Source organism: Cellulomonas sp. WB94, assembly GCF_003115775.1.
Lineage (GTDB): Bacteria > Actinomycetota > Actinomycetes > Actinomycetales > Cellulomonadaceae > Cellulomonas_A.
In genome coordinates this window covers 963,231-988,218 of record NZ_QEES01000002.1, presented here as the reverse complement: position 1 = coordinate 988,218, position 24,988 = coordinate 963,231, and the positions used below count along the sequence as shown (strand labels likewise).

The window sequence follows — 24,988 nt, the reverse complement described above, 5'->3', positions numbered from 1 at the left end:
AGGGCGGAGCAGCTGAACCAGCCGCCGGCTACACCCTCGAAGCGATCTGGATGAGGTTTCCGCAGGTGTCGTCCAGCACCGCGGTCACCACCGGCCCCATCTCGAGCGGCTCCTGAGTGAACTGCACGCCGAGGGCCACGAGCCGGGCGTGCTCGGAGCGCGCGTCGTCGACGCCGAACGACGTGAACGGGATCCCGTCGGCCACCAACGCCGCCTTGAACACCCGCGCGGCCGGATGTGCGTCCGGCTCGAGGAGGAGCTCGACGCCGTCAGGCTCGCCCGGGCCGACGACGGTGAGCCAGCGGTGGTCGCCGAGCGGCACCTCCGTCTTCTTCACGAAGCCGAGAGTCTCGGTGTAGAAGCGCAGCGCCTTGTCCTGGTCGTCGACCAGGACGCTCGTGACAGTGATGCGTGGCATGAGGTCCTCACTTCGAGGTCGGCCACCGCCGGGCGATCTCGCCGAGCGGTGTGGTGTCGAGACGATGGAACGTGTAGCGGCCCTGACGATGCCGCGAGACCAGCCCGGCGTCCTCCAGCACGTCCAGGTGCTGGGAGATCGCCTGACGGCTGGAGGTCAGGCCGTGCTTCATCCCTCTGCGGCCGCATGCATGACGCCGCCCATCCCGCCGGTGACGATCGTCGCCCCCGCGCGCGCCAGCGCCTCGGCGATCTGCGCCGCGGTCGCGACGTCGTCGGACGTCGCGCCGGAGCCGGGTCCGACGACGGCGACGTATGCCCCGATGAGATCCGCCACGCTGACCTCCTGTGAGTGCTCGCTCCGACGAGACGGTCACCGCATGGGCTCCGTCTGCCCGCCGGCAGTGAGTCGCGTCGCTTGCCCGAGCGACTACGACCCGGGTGGGACGAAATCGGCGAACGCAATGATGTTGTCGTCATAGTGATGCGTCTGCGCATTCCACGACCCACCACAGGTGATCAGTCGCAGTCCGGCGACGTCGATGTTTCCGTAGACAAGATCAGTGGGGAACGTGTCCTTGGCGAACTGCTCGACCCGAGTCACCCGGAACGCGGCGATGCTGCCGTCCTCGCGCGTGACGGAGACAGTGTCGCCGGGCTTCAGGTTGCGTAGCCGGTAGAAGACGCCGGGCCCCTTCCAGTCGACATGTCCCGCGATGATCGCGGGGCCCAGCTCGCCGGGAGTTGGTGCACCGGTGTACCAACCGGCGGGGAATCCGCTCGGCGGAACCTCCATCGTCCCGTCGGCCTTCAGCCCGAGGTCCATCAGCGGGGAGTCCACCCCGACCGCCGGGATGTGCAGTCGGACGGGCTTGGATTTTGCCAGGTGGGGTGCTTCGACCGGGGTCGGCGCGGGGACGCTTGGCGCGGCAACGCTCGGGGAGGAGTCGCTCGGGGAGGGGGCGCTCGGCGACAGAACACTCGGACCGACAAGCGGCGCCGACGGCACGCTGCCCGCCGGACCAGAGCAGCCGGCGACCGCGAAGGTGATCGCAGCGATCAGGGCGCCGCGCGCCACCACCCGAGCGCCGGTGTGACGCGGCGAGAGCCGCTCGGTGTGGTGGCGCATGCGGTGCGGAGTCAGCTGTCGAGGCGGCGACGCCGAACGACAACCACGGTCGCCCCGGCGATGGTCGCGATTGCCAGCGCGCCGATGGCCGCCGACGGAGCAGTGCTCGTTCCGGCAGCGGTGCTGCCATCACCTGTGGAGACCGCCCCCGCGGGGACCGCGGCGACCTGTCGCGTCGGCGTCGGAGTGGGCGCGGGTGTGGGGGTGGTCGTGGGCGTCGACGTCGGAGCGGGAGCGGCCGCGCACGTCGGCCTCGTGATCGTGTTCGCGTCCAGGGTCACGGCGCCGTTGCGGGCCAGGACCCGGCCTTCAACCGTCGCGCCGGTGTTGAGGGTGATGCTTGTCAGCGACAGGATGGTTCCCAGGAAGTGCGAGCCGCTACCGAGGGTTGCGGAGCTGGCGACCTGCCAGAAGACGTTGCAGGCCTGGGCGCCGTTGATCAGGGCGACGTTGCTGTCCGATGCCGTGATGAGCGTGGAGGCGGCAGTGAAGACGAACACCGCGCTCGGGTCACCCTGGGCGTCGAGCGTGAGCGTGTTGGTGATGCCGAAGGTGCCTGAACTGTAGACACCGGGCAGAAGTGTCGAACCACCCAGCTCGGTGGGGAGCGCAGTCGCAGGGGACTGACCAGCGGCATTGAGGTAGGCGACGGTGAGATCGGCCTGGGCGCCGAGAGCGACGGCATCGGCGGCGTGGACGGTGCCGGTCGGCTGTGTCACCGTGCCGAACCCGGTGATGGCGGCGGCGGCCCCCGGGGACAGCCCCACGTCACCACTGAGCGTGGTCGCGCCGGTGTTGCTGATGAGCGTGCCCGCCAGGACCACGAAGCTGTCGGCGGTACCGAGGGCACAGCGGTGGCCGCCGCCTGAGCTGTTGCCGGCAGCGCCACCAGCAGCGCCAGTGCTGCAACGGAGCCGACACCGAATCGCGCGTTTCTCGCATTCGTCTGGATCCTGGAGCGCTTCATCGTTGATCCTCCGTGGTCCGACCCGCGTGAGACCGAACCCGGTGCACGCGGCGTATCGAAGTCTTCTGATCTGATGGCTCGCGCGTCGGCCACGGTGGATAGGGATCACCACCTGACGAGTTCGAGGGAACTCGGCGCTGACAGGCCCCTTCCCGCGCGCGAACTTGCGCTCTGTAGCACTTGATGCTACCGACTGGTCCAGAATCTCGCTCCTCGGCCGCGCCGGGCAGGCTTGGCCGAGAGGGCACCGTGTCCGCTGCACACGGCCACTCGCCCGCCTCGGAGCGTCCGTCGACCGGGTGCGCTCCGGCGACGTCGGCGGCAGGTTCCTTGCCGTCCGTCAGCGCTTGGCTGGTCGATGAGGTCGAGCGGGGCGGCACTGCGGTGGCATCACAGTGCGCGAATTATCGCGTGGATAGCGCGGCCCGGTGCCCAGACACCGTCGGACGTGTTCGACAGCAGCACGATCGTGAGGTCGGCGCCCGGGTAGTACCGCAGGAGTGCGCTCGTGCCGGCGTTGATTCCATCCTTCTGGATGAACATGAGGTCGTCGTTCGGGTCGGAGACGAACTCCAGCCCCAGCCCGAATCTGCTGATGGCGGTCTCGGTGGTCGAGTGCAGGACGTGGGCTTGGAGGAACTGCTTGGTCAGGCGCGCCGAGAACAGGCGCCCGGTTCGGGCGGCACGCAGGAACGTGTCGAGGTCGTGGGCAGTGACGTGCGCGCCGCCGTCGGGCGAGCCGACGGGTGGGTAGGAGTAGATGTTTCGGCGCCAGGACGCGATCTTCCCGTCGGTGTCGCGGACGGGGTCGGCGCCCTCCGCCACATCGGGCGCCACGTCGTCCATCCGGAAGAAGTCGGACCGGTTCATCCCTGCGGGCGCGAAGACGCGGGATCGGACGTAGTCGGTAGCTCGAACCGCTGGCGCGTTCGACGCACAGCCCGAGCAGTACATAGCCGACGTTGTTGTAGCGGCAACCGGCGCCGGGCGCGAAGTTGGCGGGCTTGGTCGCGAACTGTGGGAGGAAGTCAGCGGTGTCGATCACCGAGTAGTTCGGCTTGTCTCGCCACAGGTCCTCGTACTGCTCGCCGGCCTCCTCATCGGCGTCGTCGCCGATCCCTGACGTGTGGGTGAGCAGGTGGCGCACCGTCACGTCAGAAGAGATCGTGGTCTCACTGAGGCCGAGGTACGCCACGACCGGGGTGTCGAGCTCCAGCCGACCCGCGTCGATCAGCTGCAGCACGGCGGTCGCGGTGAACAGCTTGGTGATCGAGGCCGTGTCGAACCGGGTGTCAATCCTGTTGGGCACACCCCACGCGCGACTCGCAAGGCCGAATGCCCCCTCGTAGAGGGTGGTCGCGCCGTCGGTGACCAGAACGACGCCGGAGAACGCGTCCCGGACGTCGAGGTCCGCGAAGTAGGTGTGCAGCTCGTCACCGACAGACATGACGTTCCCCCAGAAGACCGGTAGCGCAAGGAGCCGATCGCGGACACGCGGCGATCCCGCGCGGCCCGGGCTCCCCTGAGCTCGGGTCCGAACATACAACGCGCTCAATTCGCCGGGGCGAGGAGCTTCCGCATCTCGCACGCCATCCGAGTCCGGGTGGCCGACGGTCTCGACCGCGCGTCGCATCCCCACCACCCCCGCCGGTTCGCCTGGGAGATGCGTCGCCGGCCATGCGTCCAACAAACGTGAGGTCGCCCGACCACGTTCATGCGTGAAGCCATGAGTGGCTGTGCCAAGCTGTGGTACATGGAGGGCGGCGTCCCACAGCGAGCCTGGCTGCTCATGGCCGCCGGGAACAATCGCGGCCACGGTGGCAATTCCGGCTATGACGACCAGGTCGACGCGTACTACTCCTGGGACAGCAACGTTCCGAACCACAAGAACCTTGCCGTCGGCGATCCAATCGCGCTGTGGGACAAGGAGCACTTGCTCGGCGTCTCAGTCATCGAGGAGATCGAGACTTCGCGCGGCACCAAGATGCTCGGCCGCTGCCCACAGTGCAACACGACCCGGATCGCGTTGCGCAAGAATGTCGAGCCGCCATACCGGTGCATGAAGTGCCGTCACGAGTTCACTAGTCCGCGCGCTGACGTCGTCGAGGTGGTGCAGTACAAGGCGAGGTATGACGCGGCCTGGACGTCACTGGATGGGCGTTTCGATGCACGCGAGATCCGATCCTTGGCGGTCAACGCTGGAGAATTCAACGCGATGCGCCAACTCGATTGGGCCGCTTTCCGCGAGACGCTCATCGCCAAGGACGCAGCTCGCGCCGTCGACCGTGTGGCGGCGCGCGTCGACTTGAGCTGGCAGGCAGACCCCGGCTGTCTCGTCGATATGCCCCAGGGGTTCAGCCACGCACTCGTTCGGGTCCGGAGAGGACAGCAGCAGTTTCGTGAACGCCTCCTTGCAGCCCAGGGAAGCATGTGCGCCTTCACCGGAGGTGCTCCAACCCGCGTCCTGGAGGCCGGGCACCTGTACAGCTACGGCCAATTGGGCACGCACTTCGAGCACGGCGGCCTCATGCTGCGACGGGACATCCATCGACTATTCGATGACGGGTTGCTCGCGGTCCAGCCGTCGAGCCTTTGTATCGACGTCGCGCCAGCACTCGCGACGTATCCCCAGTACGCACGACTCCACGACGAGCCCCTGACCCTGCGGCTCAAGGACGAGCAGGTCGATTGGCTGGGCAAGCACTGGAACGAACACCGGGTCGACGCTCAGGCGCTGGGGAACGGGAATCCGGTATGACCGAGGCGCGGGTGCCGGCATCTTGTCCGTCCACGACGGCCCACGAGGCTCCGCCAGGTGGATCAGCGAGCGGTTCGGTCTGGTGTCCGACTGATGCCAGAGCCGCTACTACCGCGCGCATTCGGCTGGCCCTTACGGCTCCGACCAGAGACGGTCGATCGGAACGGTATGCAGCCGGTCTTCGTGGGTGTAGGCCCGCTCGCCTGTGTACAGCGCGACGCCGGCGATGAAGGCGTCGCCGAGCGTGTCGCGGAGCTTGCGCATCCCGCGGAAGTCATCTCCGGGCACGCGCCCGGCAGCTTTGATCTCGAACGCGACCACGGCGCCGTCGTCACGTTCGACGACCAGGTCGACCTCGTGTCCGTCGTAGGTGCGCCAGTGGCCGGCGCCGGCGATCCCGTCCATCCAGGACGCTTCCTTGAGCAGCTCGCCGACGACGAAGGTCTCCAGGAGGTGACCGAACTCGGTCAGCGATGTCGCGTCGCGGCGGGCGAGCTTGTCGGGGGTGAGTCTCAGGAGTCGTCCGGCGACTCCTGAGTCGAGGACGTGGAGCTTGGGGGCGTTGGCTGAACGGCTGGTGAGCGTCGTACCCCAGGCGGGGAGGAGGTAGATGAGGAAGACGCTCTCCAGTAGCCGGATGTAGTCCCGGGCCGTGTGCGGATCGATCCCGACGTCCGTCGCTGCGGCCGTTGCATTGAGGACCTGTGCGGTCTGTCCGGCCAGGCGTTGGAGGAGGGCTGGCAGGGCGCGCGCCTGACGCACCTTGCTCAGCTCGCGGACGTCCCGCTCGAGCGTCAGGCGGATGTAGTCGTCGAACCAGCGGTTGCGGGCGGGCTCCGTGTGCCGGGCCAGGGCGAGGGGGAACCCGCCTCGAGCCAGGCGCGCGATGTAGTCCTCGCGGTTGGTCGATGACAGCCGTCCAGTGGTCGCCACATCTGACCCTGCGAACAGTCGAGCGAGCAGATCGGGTGCCGTCCCCTCGAGCTCGCTCTGTGCGAGCGGGTAGATCGCCATACGGTGCAGCCGACCGGTCAACGCCTGCGCGGCTACCGGCAGGGACTCATGACGGGCCGACCCCGTGAGGATGAACTGGCCCGGCCGCGTCGACCGGTTGAGCTGCGCTTTGATCGCGTCGAGGACGGCCGGTGCGTGCTGATACTCGTCGATGCAGGTCAGCCCGCTGGAGGCGATCATCGTGGTCGGGTCCGTGAGCGTGGCATCGCGGGTCGCGAGATCGTCCAGATCGATGAGCTCTCCGTTGAGGTGTTCGGCGAGTGTCCGCAGCGCCGTGGACTTCCCGACGGCTCTCGGTCCCTCCAGAAGGATGACCGGTTCGTCTGTGAGTCGGTCCAGCACGATGCCGAGGATGCGTCGCTCGACCAGGCCTTGGGGCAGATCCATGCTCCGATCGTAGCGTGAAGTCCCTTTTTCGCAGGCATCGAACCCCTGATTTCGAGGGAGTTGATCCCCTGATCTCGTTGAGTTCGGGTCCTCGCCGCATAGGGCTTCGCATGAGGTTGCTGCGCCGGGGCCCCAGCAAATGGAGCAGAGCAACAGCGGCCCGCCGACCGACAACAGGACGGACGGCCGTCAACCTCGCGCACCACCTCGGCGGGACTCGAACTGCTACCAAAGCCCAGGTCAGCAACCTGTGAGAAGCGGCTTCCCCAGCGTCCGCCACGCGGAAGGGCCCGCCACCCACATCGCTGCAGGTCACGGGCCATACACCAGCGGAGGATGGGGGATTCGAACCCCCGAGGGCTTTCACCCAACACGCTTTCCAAATGGCCCGACGGGGTCGCGGGTGGGCATGTGTGGACGCGTTTGCGCAGGTCAGCTGGCTACGCGGAGAGGGGCGGACTGACGCGAGCGGCTCGGTTCAGCGGCGAACTGCTACCGGAACTGCTACCGACGGCCGCCGGCTCGCCATCGAGGCTGTCCGATGCGGCCCACTTCTTACCGAAGCGCAGTGCTACAGGCCTGGGAACGCTTCTCGGAGGGCTTTCATCAGGTCGCTCGCAGCAGTCCGGTCGAGTTGGATCGTCTGGCTGACCGGGCCTTGACCCCTGAGGGTGGACACGCTGATTCCAGGTCTGGCCTGGAGGAAGCGAGAAGATCTGATCATGGCGAGGAAGACGTACTCGGCGGAGTTCCGCCGCGATGCGGTCGAGCTGTACCGCTCGACGCCGACAGCGACGGTCGCGGGGATCGCGGCTGATCTGGGGATCATGGACACGACCCTGTCGGGTTGGATCAAGGCCGCTGGGGTGGCGATCCGCGGGCAGTCCCGGCCGGCATCGACGGCCCCGCCGCCGGGTGAGACACCCGAGCAGGAGCTCGTGCGACTTCGCTCGCGGGTGCGTGAGCTGGAGGACTCCGAGCGCAAGCTGAGCACCGAGCGGGAGATCTTGCGCGCGGCGGCGAAGTATTTCGCCGGGGAGACGAACTGGTGAGCCGCTTCCAGTTCGTCGCCGACCACCAGTCCACCTTCGAGGTGAAGCGGTTGTGCCAGGTCGTTCAGGTCGCACGGTCCTCGTTCTACAAATGGCTGTCCGCAGCCCCGGCCCGCGCGGCACGCCAGACGGCCGATGCGGCCCTGGCCGCGCGGATCGCCGCGGTGCACGCCACCGACAGTGCGTGCGGGGCGCCGCGGATCACCGCCGAGCTCAACGACGGCGCCGGCGAGCAGGAGCGTGTCAACCACAAGCGCGTCGCCCGGGTGATGCGCGCCCATCACATCGCCGGGATCCGGCTGCGCCGACGGGTGCGCACCACCGTGCCCGACCCGGACGGCCAGCTGGTCCCGGACCTGCTCGAGCGTGACTTCACGGCCCACGCACCGAACACGAAGTACGTCGGGGACATCACCTACCTGCCCTGCGGGGCCGGGCAGTTCCTCTACCTGGCCACCGTGATCGACTGCTACTCCCGGCGCCTGGTCGGCTGGTCGATCGCCGACCACATGCGCACCGACCTGGTCGCCGACGCCCTGCGCGCAGCCGCCCGAGAACGCGGGTCGCTGGCCGGGGCGATCTTTCACAGCGACCACGGCGGTCAGTACGTCGCCAAGGACTACACCGCGCTCTGCGAGCGGCTGGGCGTGACCCGCTCCATGGGCGCCGTGGGGACCTCTGCGGACAACGCAATGGCCGAGTCCTTCAACGCCTCCCTCAAGCGCGAGACCCTCGCCGGCTCCCACGGGTGGCCCGACGCGACCACCGCACGTCGGGTCGTGTTCGCGTGGATCACCCGCTACAACACCCGCCGCCGCCACTCCTACTGCGACTACCTCAGCCCCATCACCTACGAGAACACCCACTACGCAGCTACGCTGGCCACCGCCGCGTGAAACCCACCGCGTGTCCACCACCGGGGGTCAAGCCCCCCCTGGTGCGCCACGACGCAGCTAGGGCGCAATCGCCTCGAACTGCTACCAGAACTGCTACCGCATCCCGTCGGCCCCACGCTCCTGGATATGACGAAGGGCCCGTCACCCACATCGCTGCAGGTCACGGGCCCTTCACCAGCGGAGGATGGGGGATTCGAACCCCCGAGGGCTTTCACCCAACACGCTTTCCAAGCGTGCGCCATAGGCCACTAGGCGAATCCTCCCGGCCACCAGAGGTTACTAGATCCGCAGAGTGGACCGGTACCGGGGTCATCCCGAGCGGGCGACCCCGGGCTGGGGGTCTCGAGTCGGGCACCGCGTCGGCGTGATGAGGGGTCGTCGGAGCATCCGCGCCGAGACAGGCCAACGGTGCAAGGTCGTCAGGCGCGTGGCCGTATTGATCGCGAGATCGCCCGCGTCGCGGTTCGTGGAGGAGCGTGTTGGCGGGGGCCGGGGTTGCCCTACTGTCCCGAGACCAGCCACATCGGTCGGCCGACGCACGCCGCCGGTACGTCTGCCATTGCAGACGCGCTCTGTTCAGAGAGCTCGCCACCACCGAACTCCGCATGCTCGCCGAGCCGGTACTTGGTGCCCCCAACGACGAGAACGTCGCCGTTCCAGTGGGCCCCGCGGGGGAAGACCGGGACGTACTCGCGGTCCGTCGCCATGTCGATGCCGTCACCGCGAACGACGACGCAACCATCGACACGGTCCAGGACGCCAGCCAGCAGCGCGGCGAACCCGCCCGGGCCGCCAGTCGGGTCGTAAACGGCAACGTCGGTCGGATTGGGCGCCGGCGTCGAACCGCCAATCCATCCGCATCCTGCCGTCAGTGAGAGCGCCGCCATGCCGATGACGGTCGTCCGCGCCATTGTCCTCACCGCACGAGCCTGGCACGGAATGCGGAGCTGGACGCCCAGGACTCGGCCTTCGTCGCGCCGTCCCGGGAGCGTCACCGCGGCGGCCCAGCGGCCACCCGCTCGAGCATCTGCGCGTGCGTCCCGCGCAGCCCGAACAGCGACTCGAACCACCACGTCGCACCGATGTCGGCGTAGGCGGGCGCCAGACCGGGCGATCCGCCGGGGGTGACACCGCTCACCGCCACGTCGAACCCCTCGTGCGGGCCGAAGGAGCGCAGGTACGCGAGGTCGTTGGCCACGTTCTCGGGCGGGAACGTGACGTTCTGCGCCTCGTCGATCGAGCTGGTCACCCAGCCGTCCCAGCGGGCGGCTCGGCGCAGTGCTGGGTGGCTCGAGCCGCCGACCCACACGGGCACGCGCGGTGACTGCGTCGGGCGGGAGGCGATCTGCGTTCCCGCCGACGTGTAGTGGGGGCCGGCGTGGGTCACCGTCTCGCCGTTGCACCAGCGCGTGACGAGGTCGACCGCCTCGTCGGCCATCGACGCGCGGGTGCGGGCGTCGTGCAGCTCGCCGAACGCGCCCAGGTCGAACTCGACCCCGAGCCCGACCCCGAGCGTCACCCGTCCGCCGCTGAACGCGTCGAGCGCGTGCACGGACCGGGCGAGCAGGTGCGGCGCGTACCGCGGCAGGGGGCTGACCGTCGTGACGAGCCGCAGTCGGCTCGTCGCCGCGGCCACCGCCGTCAGCGTCACCCACGGGTCGCCGACGCCGCCCCAGAAGTGGGCGTGGTCCCAGATGGCGAGCGCCTCCCAGCCGGCGGCCTCCGCCGCGACGGCCAGCTCGACCACAGGACCGGGTTCGGCGTACGTCCCTAGCGGCACGACCTCGATGCCGTATCTCACCGTCTCCTCCAGATGCCTCGACTGGTCCGCCGCGGCGCCGCGAACCTCCTGCCCCCCGGTCAGCGCTCCGCGACGGGCTGGCGCAGGATCGTCCGCAGGGCGGCCGGGGCCACGCGCCGCGGGTCGTTGAGGTAGATCTCGTGGTGCTTGCCGCGCAGCACCAGTCCGAGGTCGGCGACGGCCCGGTGCAGCGCCGCGATGGTCGGCGCCTCGTCGGCGTACGGGCCGTGGTGCATCACCTGGACGGCGTCGCCCTCGTCGTACACGTCGAGCCTCACCAGAGCGGCTGCAGGCGCCCGGCCCTTGGCCGTAGCGGCTGCCACCGCAGTCGCGACCATCTCCGCCGTGACCACGTCCGGCTGGGCGATCATCATCGTCCACCGCCAGCCGCGGCGGTCGTCGGTGCTGAAGGTCGCCATGTCGTCGGCCCACCACAGGCCCTCGAGCGGCATGACCGTCCACGGTTGACCGCCGGCGGCCTTGACCATCCCGCGGAGGCCGTAGCTCACCGCGTAGAGGGTGCCGACCGCGTCCGCGTAGCCGGGTGCGGTGTTGGGGTCCCCCTCACCGTCGACCATGAGCAGGCGCAGGGGAGGAACGGTCAGCCGGGCGGGAGCGTCCCCAGCCCGGTACAGCGCGGGGTGCGCACGGCGGAGGTCGTTGCTCTGCGCGTCGGCGCCGCGGACGTCGCTGCCCGACGTCATCGTGCACCGACCAGACCATCGCCGGTCGTCGTCGCTGCGGCGGCGCTGCCGGCCGCACCCTCGGCCGCTCTGTCGGCCGCGCGGTCGGCAGACGCGGCAACCGGTGCGCACACGTCGGTGACCCACCGCGCGGGGTCCGGCTCGTCCGGCGGCCCGACGACGTAGATGTTGAACATCGGTCCGTCGAACCGGTACCCGCGCTCGCCGACCCACTGCGCGATGGCCACCATGACGGAGCCGATGCCGTCGAAGCCGCCGTGCAGCGTGCCCACGGCGACCTGCTGCTCGGGCACGTCGAGGACGCGGACGTCGCCCGCCTCCGTGACCGGCCCGACGACGTCGAGCCGGACCTCGACGTCGGGCCCGGACTCGACGAAGGCGTCGTCGTGGAACACGGCCACGGTCAGCGGCGACGGCGCCACCCGGCCGCCCGTGGCGGCCAGACCTGCCATGAGCCGCTCCCAGAGCAGCCCCTCGTCCTGGTAGCCGGGGATGGTGTCCCGCACCGATGCGACGGTGCGGGCTGGGATCGTGCGGTGCGTGATCTCGACGGGCATGAGCGGAACCTCCAGCTCGGTGATGAGGCGGTCCACCTCCCGGACCCGGTCCGCGACCGTCGCCGCATCGGTGAGCAGGCGGGCGCGCTGACGCTCCAGGACCGGTCGTAGGGCCGCGGCGTCGTCGAGCACGGGCGCGCACGCGGCGAGCTCGTCGACGCGCAGGCCGACGTCGCGGAGGTCCCGGATCCGCCCGGCGGCGCGCAGCAGGCCCGGCGAGTAGTGCCGGTAGCCCGAGAACGCGTCGACGCGGGTGGGGTGCAGCACGCCGTGCTCGTCGTAGTGCCGCAGCATCCGGATGGTGATCCGGGAGAGCCGCGAGAACTCGCCGATCGACAGCAGGTGCTCGCCTGGGGGAGGCATGCTCACAACTCCACACTCTGACACCGTGTGAGACGCAAGGGGAGCGTTCCCGACGTCTGCTCGCGCCCGGGTCCGTGCCCGGGTCCGACGATCGTCGAACGCCTCCGGCCGTCAGCGGCACCTGCTAGAGATGTCTGCGTGACGTCACCGGAGGACGACCGCCCCGCAGCACTCGGCGCGCAGCTGTGAGCCGCCCGACGCTCGCCGTCCGTCGGGTCCGCGGCGACGAGGGTGAGCCTCCGCCGCGCGGGTCGTGGTTCGAGCGGGTCCCGGCGGTCGCCCAGGTGCTGCGTGACGGCTGGACGCTCGCGCCCGTGACGGTCCTCGTGGGGGACAACGGCGCGGGCAAGTCGACGCTCGTCGAGGCGCTCGCCCGGGCCTTCGGGATGGCGGCCGAGGGCGGCTCGACGGGGTCACGGCACGTCACGCGCGAGACGGAGTCGGAGCTCTGGCGCCATCTCGTCCTCGAACGGGACCTCGGGGCGCCGCGCCGGGCGTTCTTCGTGCGGGCCGAGACGATGCACTCGTTCTACACGTACCTCGAGGACAACCCCGGCGGGAAGCCCGAGCCGCAGTTCCACCGGATTTCGCACGGGGAGTCGATCCTCGCGCTCGTCATGGACCGCATGGTCAAGCCGGGGTTCTACGTGTTCGACGAGCCGGAGTCGGCGCTGTCGTTCGCGGGTTGCCTCGCCCTGCTGACCCACCTGAGCGGCCTCGTGGCCGACGGTTCCCAGATCGTCCTCGCGACCCACTCACCCGTGCTCGCCGCGATGCCGGGGGCGGACGTGTGTGAGGTCGGGGAGTGGGGGATGCGCCGCTGCGACTGGGAGGACCTCGATCTCGTCCGGCGCTGGCGCGGGTTCCTCGACGACCCGGGGCGGTTCCTGCGTCACGTGCTCGGTGGCGGGACCGTCGACTGAAGGGTCAGTCGGGCTGCGACCACCGGTGCACGGTCCCGTTCGCGAGCACGACCATGCCCGACGTGCCGTGCAGCGACTCGGTCCACTCGACGGCCCCGACCCCGCGGGCCACGGCGGTGGTCGCCCACACGTCGGCCCAGACGATGGACGGTCCGATGACCGTCGCGGAGAGGATGGACTCGACCGGCTCCTTCGTGAACGGGTCGACGATGTGCGTGCCGCGGGCGGCGGTGCCGGACGTCGCGACCGCGCCGTCGTGCAGCTCGACCGTCGCGAGGACCTGGGTGCGGTCGCGCGGGTCCTCGATGCCGATGCGCCAGGGCGCGCCGTCGGGGTCGGCGCAGCGCACGAGCACGTCGCCGCCGGCGTCGATCGCCACGTCGCAGTCGTCCAGTGCCGCGAGCACGAGGCCCGCCCGCCCGATGGCCCAGCCCTTGACCAGGCCCGTCGGGTCGAAGACGCCCGCGCCGCGCCAGCCCCAGGCGTCGAAGTAGCCCGCGGTGCGCTCGAGGGCCGTGCAGCAGAGCGTGTAGACGTCGCGGATCTCGACGGAGCAGTCGGCGAGGGTCAGCTCGTGGCGCTGGAGCCGCGAGATCTCGGAGTCGTCCTTGTAGGTGCTGAACATCGCGTCGACCACGTGCAGCGAGGCGAAGGCCGCCTCGACCGTGCGGGCCACGTCCGCGTCGTGGGCGCGCGGCCCGCGCACGTGGATGCTGACGGGCATGCCCATGAGCTGCTCGACCCAGGCGCGGCGCGCAGGGTCGCTGCGCGGCGCGCCCGTCGAGGCCGGCCCGGCGTCGGGCAGCACGCCGGCCAGCCCGCCCGTCCGCACCGGCGCCAGCTCGTCGGGTTGCACGTCCGCGGTCATGCCGGGAACGCCTGGTCGATCGCGTCCTGCAGCGACTTCAGGTACCCGCCGCTCGTGACCGTGGCGCCGGAGACCATGTCGATCTTCGCGCTGCTCGCCGCGACGGCCTCCGAGTTGAGCACCGGGATCGCGTAGGAGTTGATCTGCTGGTCGCGACCGTTGCTGTTGGGGTACTGGATCGCCTCGGCGGACGTGACCTTGCCGTCCGCCACGACGATCTGGACCTGGACCGTTCCCCAGCGGGTCTGGACGGCCGCGCCCGTGAACGTCCCGGACGTCGCGGCGGCAGCGGGTGCCGCTGCGGCGGCGGTCGGCGCCGCGGTGGCCGCCGTGCCGGCAGCTGCCGAGCCGGTCGTCGTGGCGGTCCCCGCGGCTGGCACGGTGTCGGCGGTGACCGACTTGTTCGTGCTCGTCGGGTAGGAGAACAGCAGGACCAGCCCGCTGATCGTGCTCAGCACTGCGATGACGATGCGTTTCATGAGGACCTACCAGGAGAAGTTCTCGACATGGAGCGCCTCGGGCGGGACGCCCGCGGCACGGAGATCAGCTTCGATGGCGTCGGACCACGGCCCCGGACCGCACACGAACACGTCGTGGTCGTCGAGGTCGGGGACGAGGAGCCGGACGGCGTCGGGCCCGGCGACGTGCCCGAGCTGTTGGGGGAGCCACGGCGTGCCGACGCGGCTCCGGGGACCGACGAGGGGGATGTGGCGCAGCCCGGTGTTCTGGACGAGCCAGTCGATGTCGGCGGCGAGCACCTCGTCGTCTGCGCGGCTCATCCGGTAGACGAGCGTCGCGGGTCCCTCGGTGGGGATGTGCTCGTGCAGCAGGGACATGAGGGGGGCGATCCCGAGGCCGGAGGCGAACACCGCGACGCGGGGTCGGGTGCGGACGTCCGCCGTCATCCGCCCGTACGGGCCCTCGATGAGCACCCGGGTGCCGGGCTTCAGCGTCGCGATGCGCTCGCCGTCGTCGCCGCCCGTGCCGATCGTGAGGCGCAGCCCCGCGGTGGTCGGCGCGCCCGACAGGGAGAACGGGTGGCCCCGCGACCAGCCGGGACCGGTGAGGAAGCGCCACACGAAGAACTGCCCGGCGGCGACCCGCATGTCCTTGAGGTGCTGCCCGGTGAGGTGCACCGTGACGATGTTCGGGCCCTCGTGCACGACGGCGGCCACGCGCAGCGAGTGTCGCAGCGACAGCCACGCGGGCTGCCCGACGCGGTAGATGAGGACGCTGGCCAGCGCGAACGCGTAGAGCGACCACCAGTAGATCGTGGCCCAGCGGTGCCCGATGAAGTCGGTGCCCGTCCACAGCTGGTGAGGCAGCGCGAGCGCGATGCCGAGGTACGCGTACAGGTGCAGCAGGTGCCACGACTCGTACCGGAGCTTGCGTCGGGCCACCCGGATGGACGTGACGACGACGAACCAGATCATGAGCGTGCCGGCGGTCGCGATGAGCATCCCGGGGAAGGTCAGGATCATCGACCAGGCCTCGCCGAGGAAGGTCTGACCGCTCGAGCCCGCGTACCCGATGACGATCGTCACGAGGTGCGCGAGCAGCAGGTAGAACGACCACAGGCCCATGAGGCGGTGCCACCTGGCGAGCCGGTCCTGACCGAACGAGCGCTCGGCCCACGGGATCCGGGCCATGCCCAGCACCTGCAGGAGCATGAGGTCGCTCGCGAGCAACCCGCTGAGCCGGCCGAGGGAGCTCATCGTGTCGGCGCCGAGCGGCAGGAGCGCCTGGATCCCGCCCCCGGACACCCAGAGCGCGACGACGATGAGCGCAGTCACCCAGGTGAACGTCCCGACCGCGTCCGGCCACCAGCCCCGACGAGGGGGTGCCGTGAGCATGCGCGGGGCACGTGCCCCGGCAGCGACGTCGGCTCGTGCCGCCCGGAAGGCTGCTGAACGGGCGGCCGGCGGGATCGACACGGGCCGGCCGCGGGTTGTCGCTGCGCTCATCGGGGCTCCTCGGACGTTCATGGCGGTGGACCAACGCGGCCCGAACGCCGTTGGTTGATGATTCATCGTGACGGCCGTGCCTGGGCTCTTCCTGAGAGCCGGCTGAGCCCCACCTTCCAATCGAGGGGGCCACCGCGAAGGCCTCGGGCTGCGTTACGCTTGTGGTGACCCCTCGTACGGCGTCATCTCGCTGAACTCCCCCAGGGCCGGAAGGCAGCAAGGGCAGGCGGGCTCTGATGGGTGTGCGGGGGGTCCTTGCATGCCCGGCGCCGGTCGCCTGCCCGACGTCGGGCCCCCACCTGCTGCTTCGCGGGCAGGCGCGTCCGACGGATCACGGTGTGGGCTCGGGCATCTACAGTTCGGTGCGTGACCACTGCGCTGTACCGCCGCTACCGGCCCGAGACCTTCGCGGAGGTCATCGGTCAGGACCACGTGACGGCACCGCTCCGCCAGGCGCTGCGCAACGGTCAGGTCAACCACGCCTACCTGTTCTCCGGACCCCGCGGGTGCGGCAAGACGTCCTCGGCGCGCATCCTCGCCCGCATCCTCAACTGCGAGCGCAACACCGACGCCTCGCCGACCGACACCCCGTGCGGCGTGTGCGCGTCGTGCCGCGAGCTGGCCCGTGGTGGCCCCGGCAGCCTGGACGTCGTCGAGATCGACGCGGCGAGCCACGGTGGCGTCGACGACGCACGTGAGCTGCGCGAGCGGGCGACGTTCGCGCCGTCGCGCGACCGGTTCAAGGTGTTCATCCTCGACGAGGCCCACATGGTCAGCCCGCAGGGCTTCAACGCCCTGCTCAAGATCGTGGAGGAGCCGCCGCCCCACGTCATGTTCATCTTCGCGACGACGGAGCCGGACAAGGTCATCGGCACGATCCGCTCGCGGACGCACCACTACCCATTCCGGCTGGTCCCGCCGGACGTGATGCTCAGCTTCCTGGAGCAGGTGGCCCAGGCCGAGGGCGTCACGGTCGGCGCGGGCGTCCTGCAGCTCGTCGTGCGGGCGGGCGCGGGCTCGGTCCGCGACTCGTTGTCGGTGCTCGACCAGCTCATCGCGGGCTCGGGTCCGGCCGGTCTCGACTACGAGGGTGCTGTCGCGCTGCTCGGGTTCACGCACGCCTCGCTCCTCGACGACCTCGTCGACGCGATCGCGGCGGCGGACGGCGCGAGCGCGTTCCGGGTCGTCGAGCGCGTCATCTCGACCGGTCACGAGCCGCGACGGTTCGTCGAGGACCTCCTCGAACGTCTCCGGGACCTGATCGTCATCGCCGCATCCGGTGACGCGGCGAGCGCCGCACTGCGCGACGTCCCGGCCGACCAGCTCACCCACATGCGCACGCAGGCCGTCCACCTCGGGGCCTCCGAGCTGTCCCGGTCCGCCGACCTGGTCAACGCCGCGCTCTCCGAGATGACCGGCGCCACCTCGCCGCGGCTCCACCTCGAGCTGCTGATGGCCCGCCTGCTGCTGCCCGGCGCCGACGACTCCGTCGCCGGGTTCGGTGCGCGGCTCGACCGGCTGGAGCGCGGCGGCATCGTCTCGACCGCGACGCTCGCACCCGCTCCGCTCCTGCCGGCGGCAGTGCCGGCTGCTCCGGTCGCGGCCGCTCCGGTCGCGCCAGTGCCGGTCGTGCGCGAACCGGTCGTGCCTGCGCCGGTCGTGCGCGAACCGGTCGTGCCTGCGCCGGTCGTGCGCGAACCAGCCGTGCCTGCGCCGGTCGTGCCAGAACCCGCCGTGCCAGAACCCGCCGTGCCCGCGCGGGCCGTCAGCGAACCCGTCGTGCCGGAGCCCGTGCCGACGCCGGTCGTGACCGCTCGCGTCGAGCCCGCACCCGTTGCTGCTCCTCCGGCTGTCGTGTCGCCGACCCCGGCGCCCCCGGCGGCCACCGGCCCCGACACCGAGGTGCTGCGCCGCCGCTGGCCTGAGGTGCTCGAGACCCTCGGCCGGCTGAAGAAGGCCACCTGGGTGCTCGTCAGCCAGAACGCGCTGGTCGCGGACCTCGACGCGACGACCCTGCGTCTGTCGTTCACCGCGCCGGGTCTCGCGACGGCGTTCCGGGGCGGCGCCCACGCGGACGTCGTGAAGCAGGCCGTCCGCGAGACGCTCGGGTTCGAGGTGCGGGTCGAGTCGATCCTCGCGGAGCCGGGCGGGGGCGCGCCGGCGTCCACCGACGGCTCGGGCGACCACGACGCCGACCCGGCCCACAGCTCGAGCAGCCCTCGCGGCCGCGGCCGTGGGACGGGTGACACGACCGTGCGCAACGGTCGTCCGGGCGGCGCAGGGTCGATGACCCCGGCTCAGGCGGCGGCGTCCTGGGACAGCCCGAGTGCCACCGCGAGCCAGAGCGCCGCCGCAGGGGTCCCGGCTGCCGGCGGCTCGGCGGTGAGCCGGTCAGGCGTCCCGGGTCGCGGCGCGGTGCGCCCCGACGCGTCGATGCCCGACGGGTCCCCGAACGCCCGGCCCGCCAACGACCGAGCCGCGAACGACCGGGCCGCGAACGACCCTGCCCCGACCGATCGGTCCGCCGCCGGCCCGGCCGCCGACGGCCAAGCCCTCGACGGTGTGACCGCGGCCTCGCGCGCCGTGGCCGTCGACCCCGACGCGTATGCAGCTCCGGACGAGGACCCCGGCGCCCCCGAGCCGTACGACGACGACCCGGGCGAGCCGGCCCTCTACGCAGCCCCCGAAGGGCACGACCACGCACCCGTCGAGCATGCGCTCAGTGCCCGCGAGGCGGCCGAGCGGGCGTACGCGGCGGGCCGCGAGAGCGCACACCGAGCCCAGGTCGAGGACGACCCGTCGCCCGACGACCCGGACCTCATGTCGACCTCGCTGACGGGTGCCCCGCTGGTCGCCCAGCTCCTCGGCGGCACGGTCATCGACGAGCAGCTCGACGACCCCACGAGGTAGCCGGGCGGCCGGTCGGTACCGGTCGTCGTCAGGTTCAGGACGTAGGGTGAGCGCGTGTACGAGGGTGCGGTCCAGGATCTGATCGACGAGCTCGGGCGGTTGCCCGGGATCGGTCCGAAGAGCGCCCAGCGCATCGCGTTCCACGTGCTCTCGGCGGACCAGGCGGACGTCCGCCGGCTCATCGACGCGCTCACCGAGGTCAAGGCCCGCGTGCGGTTCTGCTCCCTGTGCGGCAACGTCGCGCAGGAGGAGCTGTGCCGCATCTGCCGCGACCCGCGCCGGTCGCTCGCGACGATCTGCGTCGTCGAGGAGCCCAAGGACGTCGTCGCGATCGAGCGCACCCGGGAGTTCCGCGGCAGGTACCACGTGCTCGGCGGCGCGATCAACCCGATCGCGGGCGTCGGCCCCGACGACCTGCGCATCCGCGACCTGCTGACCCGCCTCGCGGACGGCTCCGTCACCGAGGTCATCCTGGCGATGGACCCGAACGTCGAGGGGGAGGCGACAGCCACCTACCTGGCGCGCATGCTGGTCCCCATGGGACTCACCGTCAGCCGGCTCGCCTCGGGCCTGCCGGTCGGCGGGGACCTGGAGTACGCGGACGAGGTGACGCTCGGACGGGCGTTCGAGGGCCGACGACGGATCAGTGCGTAAGGGAGCGATGACCATGGCAGACGTCACACCGGCGGGCACCGCAGCGGACACGTCCCTGGACGCTCCCGACACCGAGGCCGACGACATGATGGGCGTCGCGCACGCGGTGGCCGACGAGGCCCGCAGCTTCCTGACGACGGTCACCGAGGTCGGCTCCGGCACGAACCCCGAGGCCGCCATCCCCTTGCTGCTGCTCGCCGTCTCGGACCTGCTGGCCGCCGGTTCGCGGCTGGGCGCGATCGTCGACGTCGTGCCGCCGGAGCGCTATGAGCCGGACATCGGCCCGGATGCCGACGTCGACCCGCTGCGGGTGGCGCTGGCCAACACGCTCGAGGGCATCGACGACTACGCCGAGGTCGTGGACCCCCTGCTGGGCTCCGAGGTGACCGCGTCGACCGTGTCGGGTGACCTCGTGACGGTCGCGGGCGCGCTGGTCCAGGGCCTGCGCCACTACGAGTCGGGCCATGAGCTCGAGGCGCTGTGGTGGTGGCAGTTCTCGTACCTGTCCCACTGGGGCGAACGGGCGTCGAGCGCGCTGCGCGTCCTGCAGACGGTGCTCGCCCACCTCCGCCTCGACGTGGACGACGACGTCGCCGCCGAGGCGGAGTACGACGCCCTCCAGATCTGACGCGCACGCCTCAGCGCTGAGGCGTGCCCGCCGTGATCCGTCGCGGCCACTGGGGGCTGGCCGGACGCCCTCAGGCGACGCGGGTCCCGCGGGGGAGCGTGCGCTGCGGGATCCGTAGCCGTCGGACGGCCAACCACACGCCGGCCGCACCCAGCAGCAGGTTCGCCCCGAGCCCCCACGGCCACACGGCGCTCGTGCTGACATCCGGCTTCGCCACGGGCGAGACGTAGTCGCTGGTCAGGGACTGCTGCGACCAGCACTGGTCGACCTCGTACGCAGGTCCGGCCCGCAGCGAGCGCACCCCGTTGCGGATCGACCCGAGCGGGTCGCCGCTGACCGTGCGGAACGTCTCGGAGCCCGGCTGGGGCGCGGCGTCCGCGACGATCACGAACGGGTTGATGGCGAGGAGCCACCAGGTGCGCTCGGTGTGGCTCACCGACTGGACCTGCTCGTCCCAGACGCAGGCGGGCGCGGTGTCCGCGTTCCCGTCCCATCCGGACTCCGACATCGTCCAGACCCGTACCGTCTCGTCGTGCGTGGTCGTGAGGTAGGTGAGCCCGAAGACGATGGGGCTCAGGGCCGAGAGCGAGGCGACCGCGATGTAGGTCAGGACCGCCGAGCCCGACGTACGCGCGGTGAGCGCCGAGAACCCCAGGCCGATCGCGCAGACGGCCGCGAGGAGCAGCGCGAGGACGCCGAGGCACACGAACATCGCGAGGACCGGGGTGCCGCCCAGGCCCACGGCGATCCCGATGAACGGCACGCTCACCACGAGGAACGCGAGCGCGGCGGCCCAGGAGGCGAGCAGCTTGCCGAGGACGATCTCGAACGGCGAGAGCAGCGTGACCTGCAGGATTGCCAGGGTTCCGGCGGAACGGTCGCCGTTGATCGAGGTCGCACTGAGGGTCGGCGCGACGAGCAGCCCGAGGAACAGGACGAAGAACACGACGAGGCCGAACACGAGCGGCCCCTGGAAGCTGCGCGCCGGCGAGTCGAGCCCGTCCGCCAGCCCCATGACGTTCCGGGTGCTCAGCCACACGAGCCCGGTGATCGCGCCGACGACGACGAACCAGACGACGAGCGCCACGATCCACCGCGTGGACCGGATCCGCTGACGCAGCTCGAGCTCCGCGACCGTCCGGACCCCGTGCCACGTCAGGCTCCAGGTCCGGGGCAACGTGGTGGGCGCCTGCGTCCCGGAGGTGCCGGTCGGGACTGCGCCCTCGTCGATCACCGTGCTCATCGTCGCTCCTCGTCCAGGGCCAGGTAGGCCTGCTCCAGCGCGCCGCCCGCGGGGGCGATCGACGTGAGGGCGACCCCGGCGGTCACCGCGTCCCGCACGAGCCGCGCGGCGCCCTCCTCGTCGGCGATGTCGACGAGGACCCCACCGGGTCGGTCGGGCGCCGGTCGGGGTGGCCCGAACCCGGTCGGGGCCGGGGTGTCGTCGGCGTCCGGCTGCCACACCGCGCCGACCGACGTGAGCCACGAGGTCAGGGTCGCGAGCGACAAGGCCCGGACCCGCCAGGACCGGCGCGCGGACTCGGCGGCGACGAGCGTGCCTGCCGTGACGGTCCGCCCGCCCGAGAGGAACACGGCGTCGTCCACGAGCTCGTCGAGCTCGGACAGGACGTGGCTCGAGACGAGCACGGTCGTGCCGCGCGCGGCCAGGGACCGCAGCAGCACGCGCAGGTCGACGCGGCTGCGCGGGTCCAGCCCGCTCGCGGGCTCGTCGAGCAGCAGGACGTCGGGGGAGTGCACGAGCGCGCGCGCGAGCCCGAGCCGCTGCTTCTGCCCGCGCGACAGGACGCTGGCCGGGCGGTCGGCGAACTCGCTGAGGTGCACCGTCTCGAGCAGCTCGGCGACCCGGGCCTCGGCGGTCGCACGCGGCAGCCGGTAGGCCGCGGCGAACGTCAGGAGGACCTCGCGCGCGGTCAGCGAGTCCCAGGTGCCGAACGTGTCGGGCATCCAGCCCGTGCGGGCCCGGGCCCGGGCGCCGTCGGTCACGGGGTCGAACCCGCCGACGCTCACGTGCCCGGCGTGCGGGACGAGCAGCCCCGCGAGCACGAGCAGCAGGGTCGTCTTGCCGGAGCCGTTGGGCCCGATGAGTGCCGTGACGCGCCCCGGCCGGGCGTCGAGGTCCACGCCGGCGAGCGCATGCACCGCACCGAAGGACCGGTGCAGCCCGCGGACGGCGATCCCGTCGTGCGCGTCGATGAGCACGTCCTGGCCCGAGCTGTCCGTCTGACCTGCACCTTCTGCCATGGCGACAACATAGGGCGGGAGGTATGCCGCGCGGGCCGGAACGCTGTGCAGAGTCTGTGTGCGTCCCGACGGCGGCCGGTGCGCGGGTCGACCCCCGATCGTCCGGGATGCGGAACGCCTGCCGTCCACACCGTGGGCGGTTCTAGAATCGCGGCGACTGCGGGCATCCTCCGCGTGTCGCTCGTCCCCGAGTCCCTTCCCCGAGCACCTTCCCCGGAGCGCACCCTCGTGGCCCTCATCGTGCAGAAGTACGGCGGTTCCTCCGTCGCGGACGCGACCAGCGTCAAGCGCGTCGCGAAGCGGATCGCCGAGACGAAGCGTGCGGGCAACGACGTGGTCGTCGTCGTCTCCGCGATGGGCGACACGACCGACGAGCTCATCGACCTCGCGCACCAGATCACGCCGATCCCGCCGTCGCGCGAGATGGACATCCTCCTGACGGCCGGCGAGCGCATCTCGATGTCGCTGCTCGCGATGGCGATCGCGAACCTCGGTGTCGACGCGCAGTCGTTCACGGGCCAGCAGGCCGGTGTGATCACCGACGAGACCCACGGCAAGGCCCGGATCATCGACGTGTCCCCGAGCCGCATCCGCGCCGCGATCGACTCGGGCGCCGTGGCGATCGTCGCGGGCTTCCAGGGCGTCACGCAGCACACCAACGACGTGACGACGCTCGGTCGCGGCGGCTCGGACACGACCGCCGTCGCGCTCGCGGCCGCCCTGAAGGCCGACGTGTGCGAGATCTACACCGACGTCGACGGCGTGTTCACCGCGGACCCGCGCATCGTGCCGACCGCGCGCAAGATCGACCGCATCAGCTACGACGAGATGCTCGAGATGGCGGCGTCGGGCGCGAAGGTTCTTGTCCTGCGCTGCGTCGAGTACGCCCGCCGCTACGACGTGCCGGTGCACGTGAGGTCGTCGTTCTCCGGGCACACGGGGACACTGGTCACGGACGTCCCCGCACCGGGACCGGAAGGGGAAGGGCACATGGAGGAAGCGATCATCGCGGGCGTCGCGCACGACCGCAGCGAGGCCAAGATCACGGTCGTCGGCGTGCCCGACGTGCCCGGCAAGGCCGCGCGGATCTTCGAGGTCGTCGCCGGGTCCGGCGTGAGCATCGACATGATCGTGCAGAACGTGTCGGTCGCGAAGACCGGGCTGACCGACATCTCGTTCACCCTGCCGCAGGACGACGGTGCCGGGGCCCTGACGGCCCTCACCGAGCGCCAGGCGGAGATCGGCTTCGCGTCCCTGCAGTACGACGACGCGATCGGCAAGCTCTCGCTCATCGGTGCGGGCATGAAGTCGCACCCGGGCGTCTCGGCGCAGCTGTTCAAGGCGCTCGCCGGGGCCGGCATCAACATCGAGATGATCACGACGTCGGACATCCGCATCTCGGTCGTGACGCGCGCCGAGAACCTGGACGACGCCGTCCGGGCGGTTCACACCGCGTTCGAGCTCGACAGCTCCGAGGATCAGGCCGTGGTCTACGGCGGGACGGGACGGTAGTCATGGCTGAGGTCAAGGGCCTGCGGGTCGGGGTCGTCGGTGCGACCGGTCAGGTCGGCGCGGTCATGCGCCGTCTGCTCGAGGAGCGCGACTTCCCGGTCGCCGAGATCCGCTACTTCGCGTCCGCGCGCTCCGCGGGCCGCACGCTGCCGTGGAAGGGCACCGAGATCGTCGTCGAGGACGCCGAGACGGCCGACCCGACCGGCCTCGACATCGCGCTGTTCTCCGCGGGCGGCTCGACCTCGACGGTCCAGGCTCCCCGGTTCGCCGCGGCGGGCGCCATCGTCATCGACAACTCGTCCGCCTGGCGCATGGACCCCGACGTGCCGCTCGTCGTCTCCGAGGTCAACCCCGAGGCGATCCGCGAGGCCCGCAAGGGGATCATCGCCAACCCGAACTGCACCACGATGGCCGCGATGCCCGTCCTGAAGGTCCTGGACACCGAGGCGGGCCTCGAACGGCTCATCATCTCGACGTACCAGGCGGTCTCGGGCAGCGGCCTCGCGGGGGCGACTGAGCTCGACTCGCAGGTCCGCTCGGTCGTGGGCGGCGACACGCTCGGCCTCGTGCACGACGGCGGAGCCGTGGACTTCCCGGCCCCGGTCAAGTACGTCGCCCCGATCGCGTTCAACGTCATCGCGCTCGCGGGCAACCTGGTCGACGACGGCTCGCACGAGACCGACGAGGAGCAGAAGCTCCGCAACGAGTCGCGCAAGATCCTCGGCATCCCCGAGCTGCTCGTCTCGGGCACGTGCGTGCGCGTGCCGGTGTTCACGGGCCACTCGTTGTCGGTCAACGCCGAGTTCGCCCGGCCGCTGTCGGTCGAACGGGCGACCGAGCTGCTCGCGGACGCGCCCGGGGTCCGGCTCGTCGACGTCCCGACGCCGCTGCAGGCCGCCGGCATCGACCCGTCGCTCGTCGGCCGGCTGCGTCAGGACCCGGGTGTCCCGGGCGGCCGCGGCCTCGCGCTGTTCATCAGCAACGACAACCTGCGCAAGGGTGCCGCGCTCAACGCGGTCCAGGTCGCCGAGCTGGTCGCCGCGGAGCTCGCGTCGCGCGTGTAGCCAGCGCTCGGTCCCGTTCGGCCGCCCAGTGAGCGGCGGCGCCCAGGTCCGTTCCGCGCCTAAGCGATGAGGTCGCTGGTAGTTCATCTCTCGCATCTCCAAGGCATGGTCCAAGGTTCAGACGTACCTGAACGGTGGGGCTGCCCCGAGGTTCAGCT

The 24,988-nt window shown here is 71.1% G+C and carries 23 protein-coding genes, 1 tRNA gene, 1 other RNA gene and 1 pseudogene; 9 read left to right on the top strand and 17 right to left on the bottom strand.

Translation table 11 applies throughout. The features are described from left to right. Positions 1-28: 28 nt before the first annotated feature. From DDP54_RS05720 to DDP54_RS05700, 6 genes and pseudogenes are all read right to left on the bottom strand, one after another. Positions 29-418, bottom strand: a complete 390-nt coding sequence (locus DDP54_RS05720; RefSeq protein ID WP_109130923.1) for a VOC family protein — start codon at positions 416-418, stop codon at positions 29-31. Between the two features lie 7 nt (positions 419-425). Next, positions 426-590: an ArsR family transcriptional regulator gene (locus DDP54_RS05715; protein WP_197711324.1), complete on the bottom strand. Its 165-nt coding sequence runs from the start codon at positions 588-590 to the stop codon at positions 426-428. Beyond that, entirely contained in the window at positions 587-754 is a 168-nt protein-coding gene (locus DDP54_RS18120) for a hypothetical protein (RefSeq protein ID WP_158274460.1), read from the bottom strand. Before DDP54_RS18120 ends, DDP54_RS05715 begins: the two co-directional genes overlap by 4 nt. 93 nt (positions 755-847) lie before the next feature. Continuing rightward, positions 848-1,546: a class F sortase gene (locus DDP54_RS05710; RefSeq protein WP_109130922.1), complete on the bottom strand. Its 699-nt coding sequence runs from the start codon at positions 1,544-1,546 to the stop codon at positions 848-850. 11 nt (positions 1,547-1,557) lie between these two features. Then, positions 1,558-2,370: an ice-binding family protein gene (locus DDP54_RS05705; protein ID WP_242448243.1), complete on the bottom strand. Its 813-nt coding sequence runs from the start codon at positions 2,368-2,370 to the stop codon at positions 1,558-1,560. A gap of 533 nt (positions 2,371-2,903) precedes the next feature. Then, positions 2,904-3,960, bottom strand: a pseudogene (locus DDP54_RS05700) (serine hydrolase domain-containing protein). Positions 3,961-4,266: 306 nt separating this feature from the next. On the opposite strand from DDP54_RS05700, the gene DDP54_RS05695 reads away from it, so the two are divergent. Next, positions 4,267-5,271 (top strand): HNH endonuclease signature motif containing protein, encoded by a 1,005-nt coding sequence (locus DDP54_RS05695; protein ID WP_158274459.1) that lies wholly within the window; start codon positions 4,267-4,269, stop codon positions 5,269-5,271. Between the two features lie 132 nt (positions 5,272-5,403). Here the strand turns inward: DDP54_RS05695 and DDP54_RS05690 are convergent, their stop codons facing one another. Then, on the bottom strand, positions 5,404-6,846 hold the full coding sequence (locus tag DDP54_RS05690) for an ATP-binding protein (RefSeq protein ID WP_242448242.1): 1,443 nt from the start codon (positions 6,844-6,846) through the stop codon (positions 5,404-5,406). Positions 6,847-7,394: 548 nt separating this feature from the next. Between DDP54_RS05690 and DDP54_RS05685 the strand changes: the two genes are divergently transcribed. Continuing rightward, positions 7,395-8,620, top strand: a protein-coding gene (locus DDP54_RS05685) for an IS3 family transposase (RefSeq protein WP_109130919.1) whose coding sequence is annotated in 2 segments (ribosomal slippage) — positions 7,395-7,704 and positions 7,704-8,620 — 1,227 coding nt in all. Because the reading frame shifts where the segments join, the coding sequence is not laid out codon by codon here. A 178-nt stretch (positions 8,621-8,798) separates the two neighbouring features. Here the strand turns inward: DDP54_RS05685 and DDP54_RS05680 are convergent. The 5 genes from DDP54_RS05680 to DDP54_RS05660 form a co-directional block, all read right to left on the bottom strand. Beyond that, positions 8,799-8,883, bottom strand: a tRNA-Ser gene (locus tag DDP54_RS05680). 237 nt (positions 8,884-9,120) lie between these two features. Then, positions 9,121-9,531 (bottom strand): hypothetical protein, encoded by a 411-nt coding sequence (locus tag DDP54_RS05675; RefSeq protein ID WP_109130918.1) that lies wholly within the window; start codon positions 9,529-9,531, stop codon positions 9,121-9,123. 80 nt (positions 9,532-9,611) lie between these two features. Continuing rightward, positions 9,612-10,421 (bottom strand): LLM class flavin-dependent oxidoreductase, encoded by an 810-nt coding sequence (locus DDP54_RS05670; protein WP_158274458.1) that lies wholly within the window; start codon positions 10,419-10,421, stop codon positions 9,612-9,614. A gap of 59 nt (positions 10,422-10,480) precedes the next feature. Then, on the bottom strand, positions 10,481-11,125 hold the full coding sequence (locus DDP54_RS05665; RefSeq protein ID WP_109130916.1) for a GyrI-like domain-containing protein: 645 nt from the start codon (positions 11,123-11,125) through the stop codon (positions 10,481-10,483). Continuing rightward, on the bottom strand, positions 11,122-12,045 hold the full coding sequence (locus DDP54_RS05660) for a MerR family transcriptional regulator (protein WP_146192366.1): 924 nt from the start codon (positions 12,043-12,045) through the stop codon (positions 11,122-11,124). Before DDP54_RS05660 ends, DDP54_RS05665 begins: the two co-directional genes overlap by 4 nt. A gap of 185 nt (positions 12,046-12,230) precedes the next feature. Between DDP54_RS05660 and DDP54_RS05655 the strand changes: the two genes are divergently transcribed. Then, positions 12,231-12,968: an AAA family ATPase gene (locus DDP54_RS05655; RefSeq protein ID WP_109130914.1), complete on the top strand. Its 738-nt coding sequence runs from the start codon at positions 12,231-12,233 to the stop codon at positions 12,966-12,968. 4 nt (positions 12,969-12,972) lie between these two features. On the opposite strand, the gene DDP54_RS05650 is transcribed toward DDP54_RS05655, so the two are convergent. The 3 genes from DDP54_RS05650 to DDP54_RS05640 are packed head-to-tail and all read right to left on the bottom strand — an operon-like array spanning position 12,973 to position 15,800. Next, positions 12,973-13,836: an FAD:protein FMN transferase gene (locus DDP54_RS05650; protein WP_109130913.1), complete on the bottom strand. Its 864-nt coding sequence runs from the start codon at positions 13,834-13,836 to the stop codon at positions 12,973-12,975. Continuing rightward, positions 13,833-14,315 (bottom strand): FMN-binding protein, encoded by a 483-nt coding sequence (locus DDP54_RS05645; protein WP_109130912.1) that lies wholly within the window; start codon positions 14,313-14,315, stop codon positions 13,833-13,835. Before DDP54_RS05645 ends, DDP54_RS05650 begins: the two co-directional genes overlap by 4 nt. 6 nt (positions 14,316-14,321) lie before the next feature. Beyond that, positions 14,322-15,800 carry a ferredoxin reductase family protein gene (locus tag DDP54_RS05640; protein WP_242448241.1) on the bottom strand — a complete coding sequence of 493 codons (1,479 nt, stop codon included), beginning with the start codon at positions 15,798-15,800 and terminating at the stop codon, positions 14,322-14,324. Between the two features lie 163 nt (positions 15,801-15,963). Between DDP54_RS05640 and ffs the strand changes: the two genes are divergently transcribed. The 4 genes from ffs to DDP54_RS05620 all read left to right on the top strand — a co-directional run bounded on the left by ffs (position 15,964) and on the right by DDP54_RS05620 (position 19,992). Further along, positions 15,964-16,060: signal recognition particle sRNA small type (gene ffs / locus DDP54_RS05635), an RNA gene on the top strand. A 106-nt stretch (positions 16,061-16,166) separates the two neighbouring features. Further along, positions 16,167-18,710, top strand: coding sequence for a DNA polymerase III subunit gamma and tau (locus DDP54_RS05630; RefSeq protein ID WP_109130910.1), 2,544 nt, complete (start codon positions 16,167-16,169; stop codon positions 18,708-18,710). A 54-nt stretch (positions 18,711-18,764) separates the two neighbouring features. Beyond that, positions 18,765-19,364: a recombination mediator RecR gene (gene recR, locus DDP54_RS05625; RefSeq protein ID WP_109130909.1), complete on the top strand. Its 600-nt coding sequence runs from the start codon at positions 18,765-18,767 to the stop codon at positions 19,362-19,364. Positions 19,365-19,377: 13 nt separating this feature from the next. Then, positions 19,378-19,992: a DUF5063 domain-containing protein gene (locus tag DDP54_RS05620; RefSeq protein ID WP_109132384.1), complete on the top strand. Its 615-nt coding sequence runs from the start codon at positions 19,378-19,380 to the stop codon at positions 19,990-19,992. Positions 19,993-20,062: 70 nt separating this feature from the next. On the opposite strand, the gene DDP54_RS05615 is transcribed toward DDP54_RS05620, so the two are convergent. Together DDP54_RS05615 and DDP54_RS05610 are read right to left on the bottom strand one after the other, a co-directional pair. After that, positions 20,063-21,235, bottom strand: a complete 1,173-nt coding sequence (locus tag DDP54_RS05615; protein WP_109130908.1) for an ABC transporter permease subunit — start codon at positions 21,233-21,235, stop codon at positions 20,063-20,065. After that, positions 21,232-22,254: an ABC transporter ATP-binding protein gene (locus DDP54_RS05610; RefSeq protein ID WP_109130907.1), complete on the bottom strand. Its 1,023-nt coding sequence runs from the start codon at positions 22,252-22,254 to the stop codon at positions 21,232-21,234. The genes DDP54_RS05615 and DDP54_RS05610 overlap by 4 nt, the downstream gene beginning before the upstream one ends. A 228-nt stretch (positions 22,255-22,482) precedes the next feature. Between DDP54_RS05610 and DDP54_RS05605 the strand changes: the two genes are divergently transcribed. Further along, positions 22,483-23,766, top strand: coding sequence for an aspartate kinase (locus DDP54_RS05605; RefSeq protein ID WP_109130906.1), 1,284 nt, complete (start codon positions 22,483-22,485; stop codon positions 23,764-23,766). A 2-nt stretch (positions 23,767-23,768) separates the two neighbouring features. Beyond that, entirely contained in the window at positions 23,769-24,830 is a 1,062-nt protein-coding gene (locus tag DDP54_RS05600) for an aspartate-semialdehyde dehydrogenase (protein ID WP_109130905.1), read from the top strand. Positions 24,831-24,988 lie beyond the last annotated feature (158 nt).

Bases quoted from the DNA above. Each gene is read 5' to 3' on its own strand.
- DDP54_RS05665 (WP_109130916.1), bottom strand. From the start codon at position 11,125: ATGACGTCGGGCAGCGACGTCCGCGGCGCCGACGCGCAGAGCAACGAC.
- DDP54_RS05660 (WP_146192366.1), bottom strand. From the start codon at position 12,045: ATGCCTCCCCCAGGCGAGCACCTGCTGTCGATCGGCGAGTTCTCGCGG.
- DDP54_RS05600 (WP_109130905.1), top strand. From the start codon at position 23,769: ATGGCTGAGGTCAAGGGCCTGCGGGTCGGGGTCGTCGGTGCGACCGGT.
- DDP54_RS05720 (WP_109130923.1), bottom strand. From the start codon at position 418: ATGCCACGCATCACTGTCACGAGCGTCCTGGTCGACGACCAGGACAAG.
- DDP54_RS05620 (WP_109132384.1), top strand. From the start codon at position 19,378: ATGGCAGACGTCACACCGGCGGGCACCGCAGCGGACACGTCCCTGGAC.
- DDP54_RS05695 (WP_158274459.1), top strand. From the start codon at position 4,267: ATGGAGGGCGGCGTCCCACAGCGAGCCTGGCTGCTCATGGCCGCCGGG.
- DDP54_RS05715 (WP_197711324.1), bottom strand. From the start codon at position 590: ATGAAGCACGGCCTGACCTCCAGCCGTCAGGCGATCTCCCAGCACCTG.
- DDP54_RS05645 (WP_109130912.1), bottom strand. From the start codon at position 14,315: ATGAAACGCATCGTCATCGCAGTGCTGAGCACGATCAGCGGGCTGGTC.
- DDP54_RS05675 (WP_109130918.1), bottom strand. From the start codon at position 9,531: ATGGCGCGGACGACCGTCATCGGCATGGCGGCGCTCTCACTGACGGCA.
- DDP54_RS05615 (WP_109130908.1), bottom strand. From the start codon at position 21,235: ATGAGCACGGTGATCGACGAGGGCGCAGTCCCGACCGGCACCTCCGGG.
- DDP54_RS05710 (WP_109130922.1), bottom strand. From the start codon at position 1,546: ATGCGCCACCACACCGAGCGGCTCTCGCCGCGTCACACCGGCGCTCGG.
- DDP54_RS05650 (WP_109130913.1), bottom strand. From the start codon at position 13,836: ATGACCGCGGACGTGCAACCCGACGAGCTGGCGCCGGTGCGGACGGGC.
- DDP54_RS05610 (WP_109130907.1), bottom strand. From the start codon at position 22,254: ATGGCAGAAGGTGCAGGTCAGACGGACAGCTCGGGCCAGGACGTGCTC.
- DDP54_RS05640 (WP_242448241.1), bottom strand. From the start codon at position 15,800: ATGAGCGCAGCGACAACCCGCGGCCGGCCCGTGTCGATCCCGCCGGCC.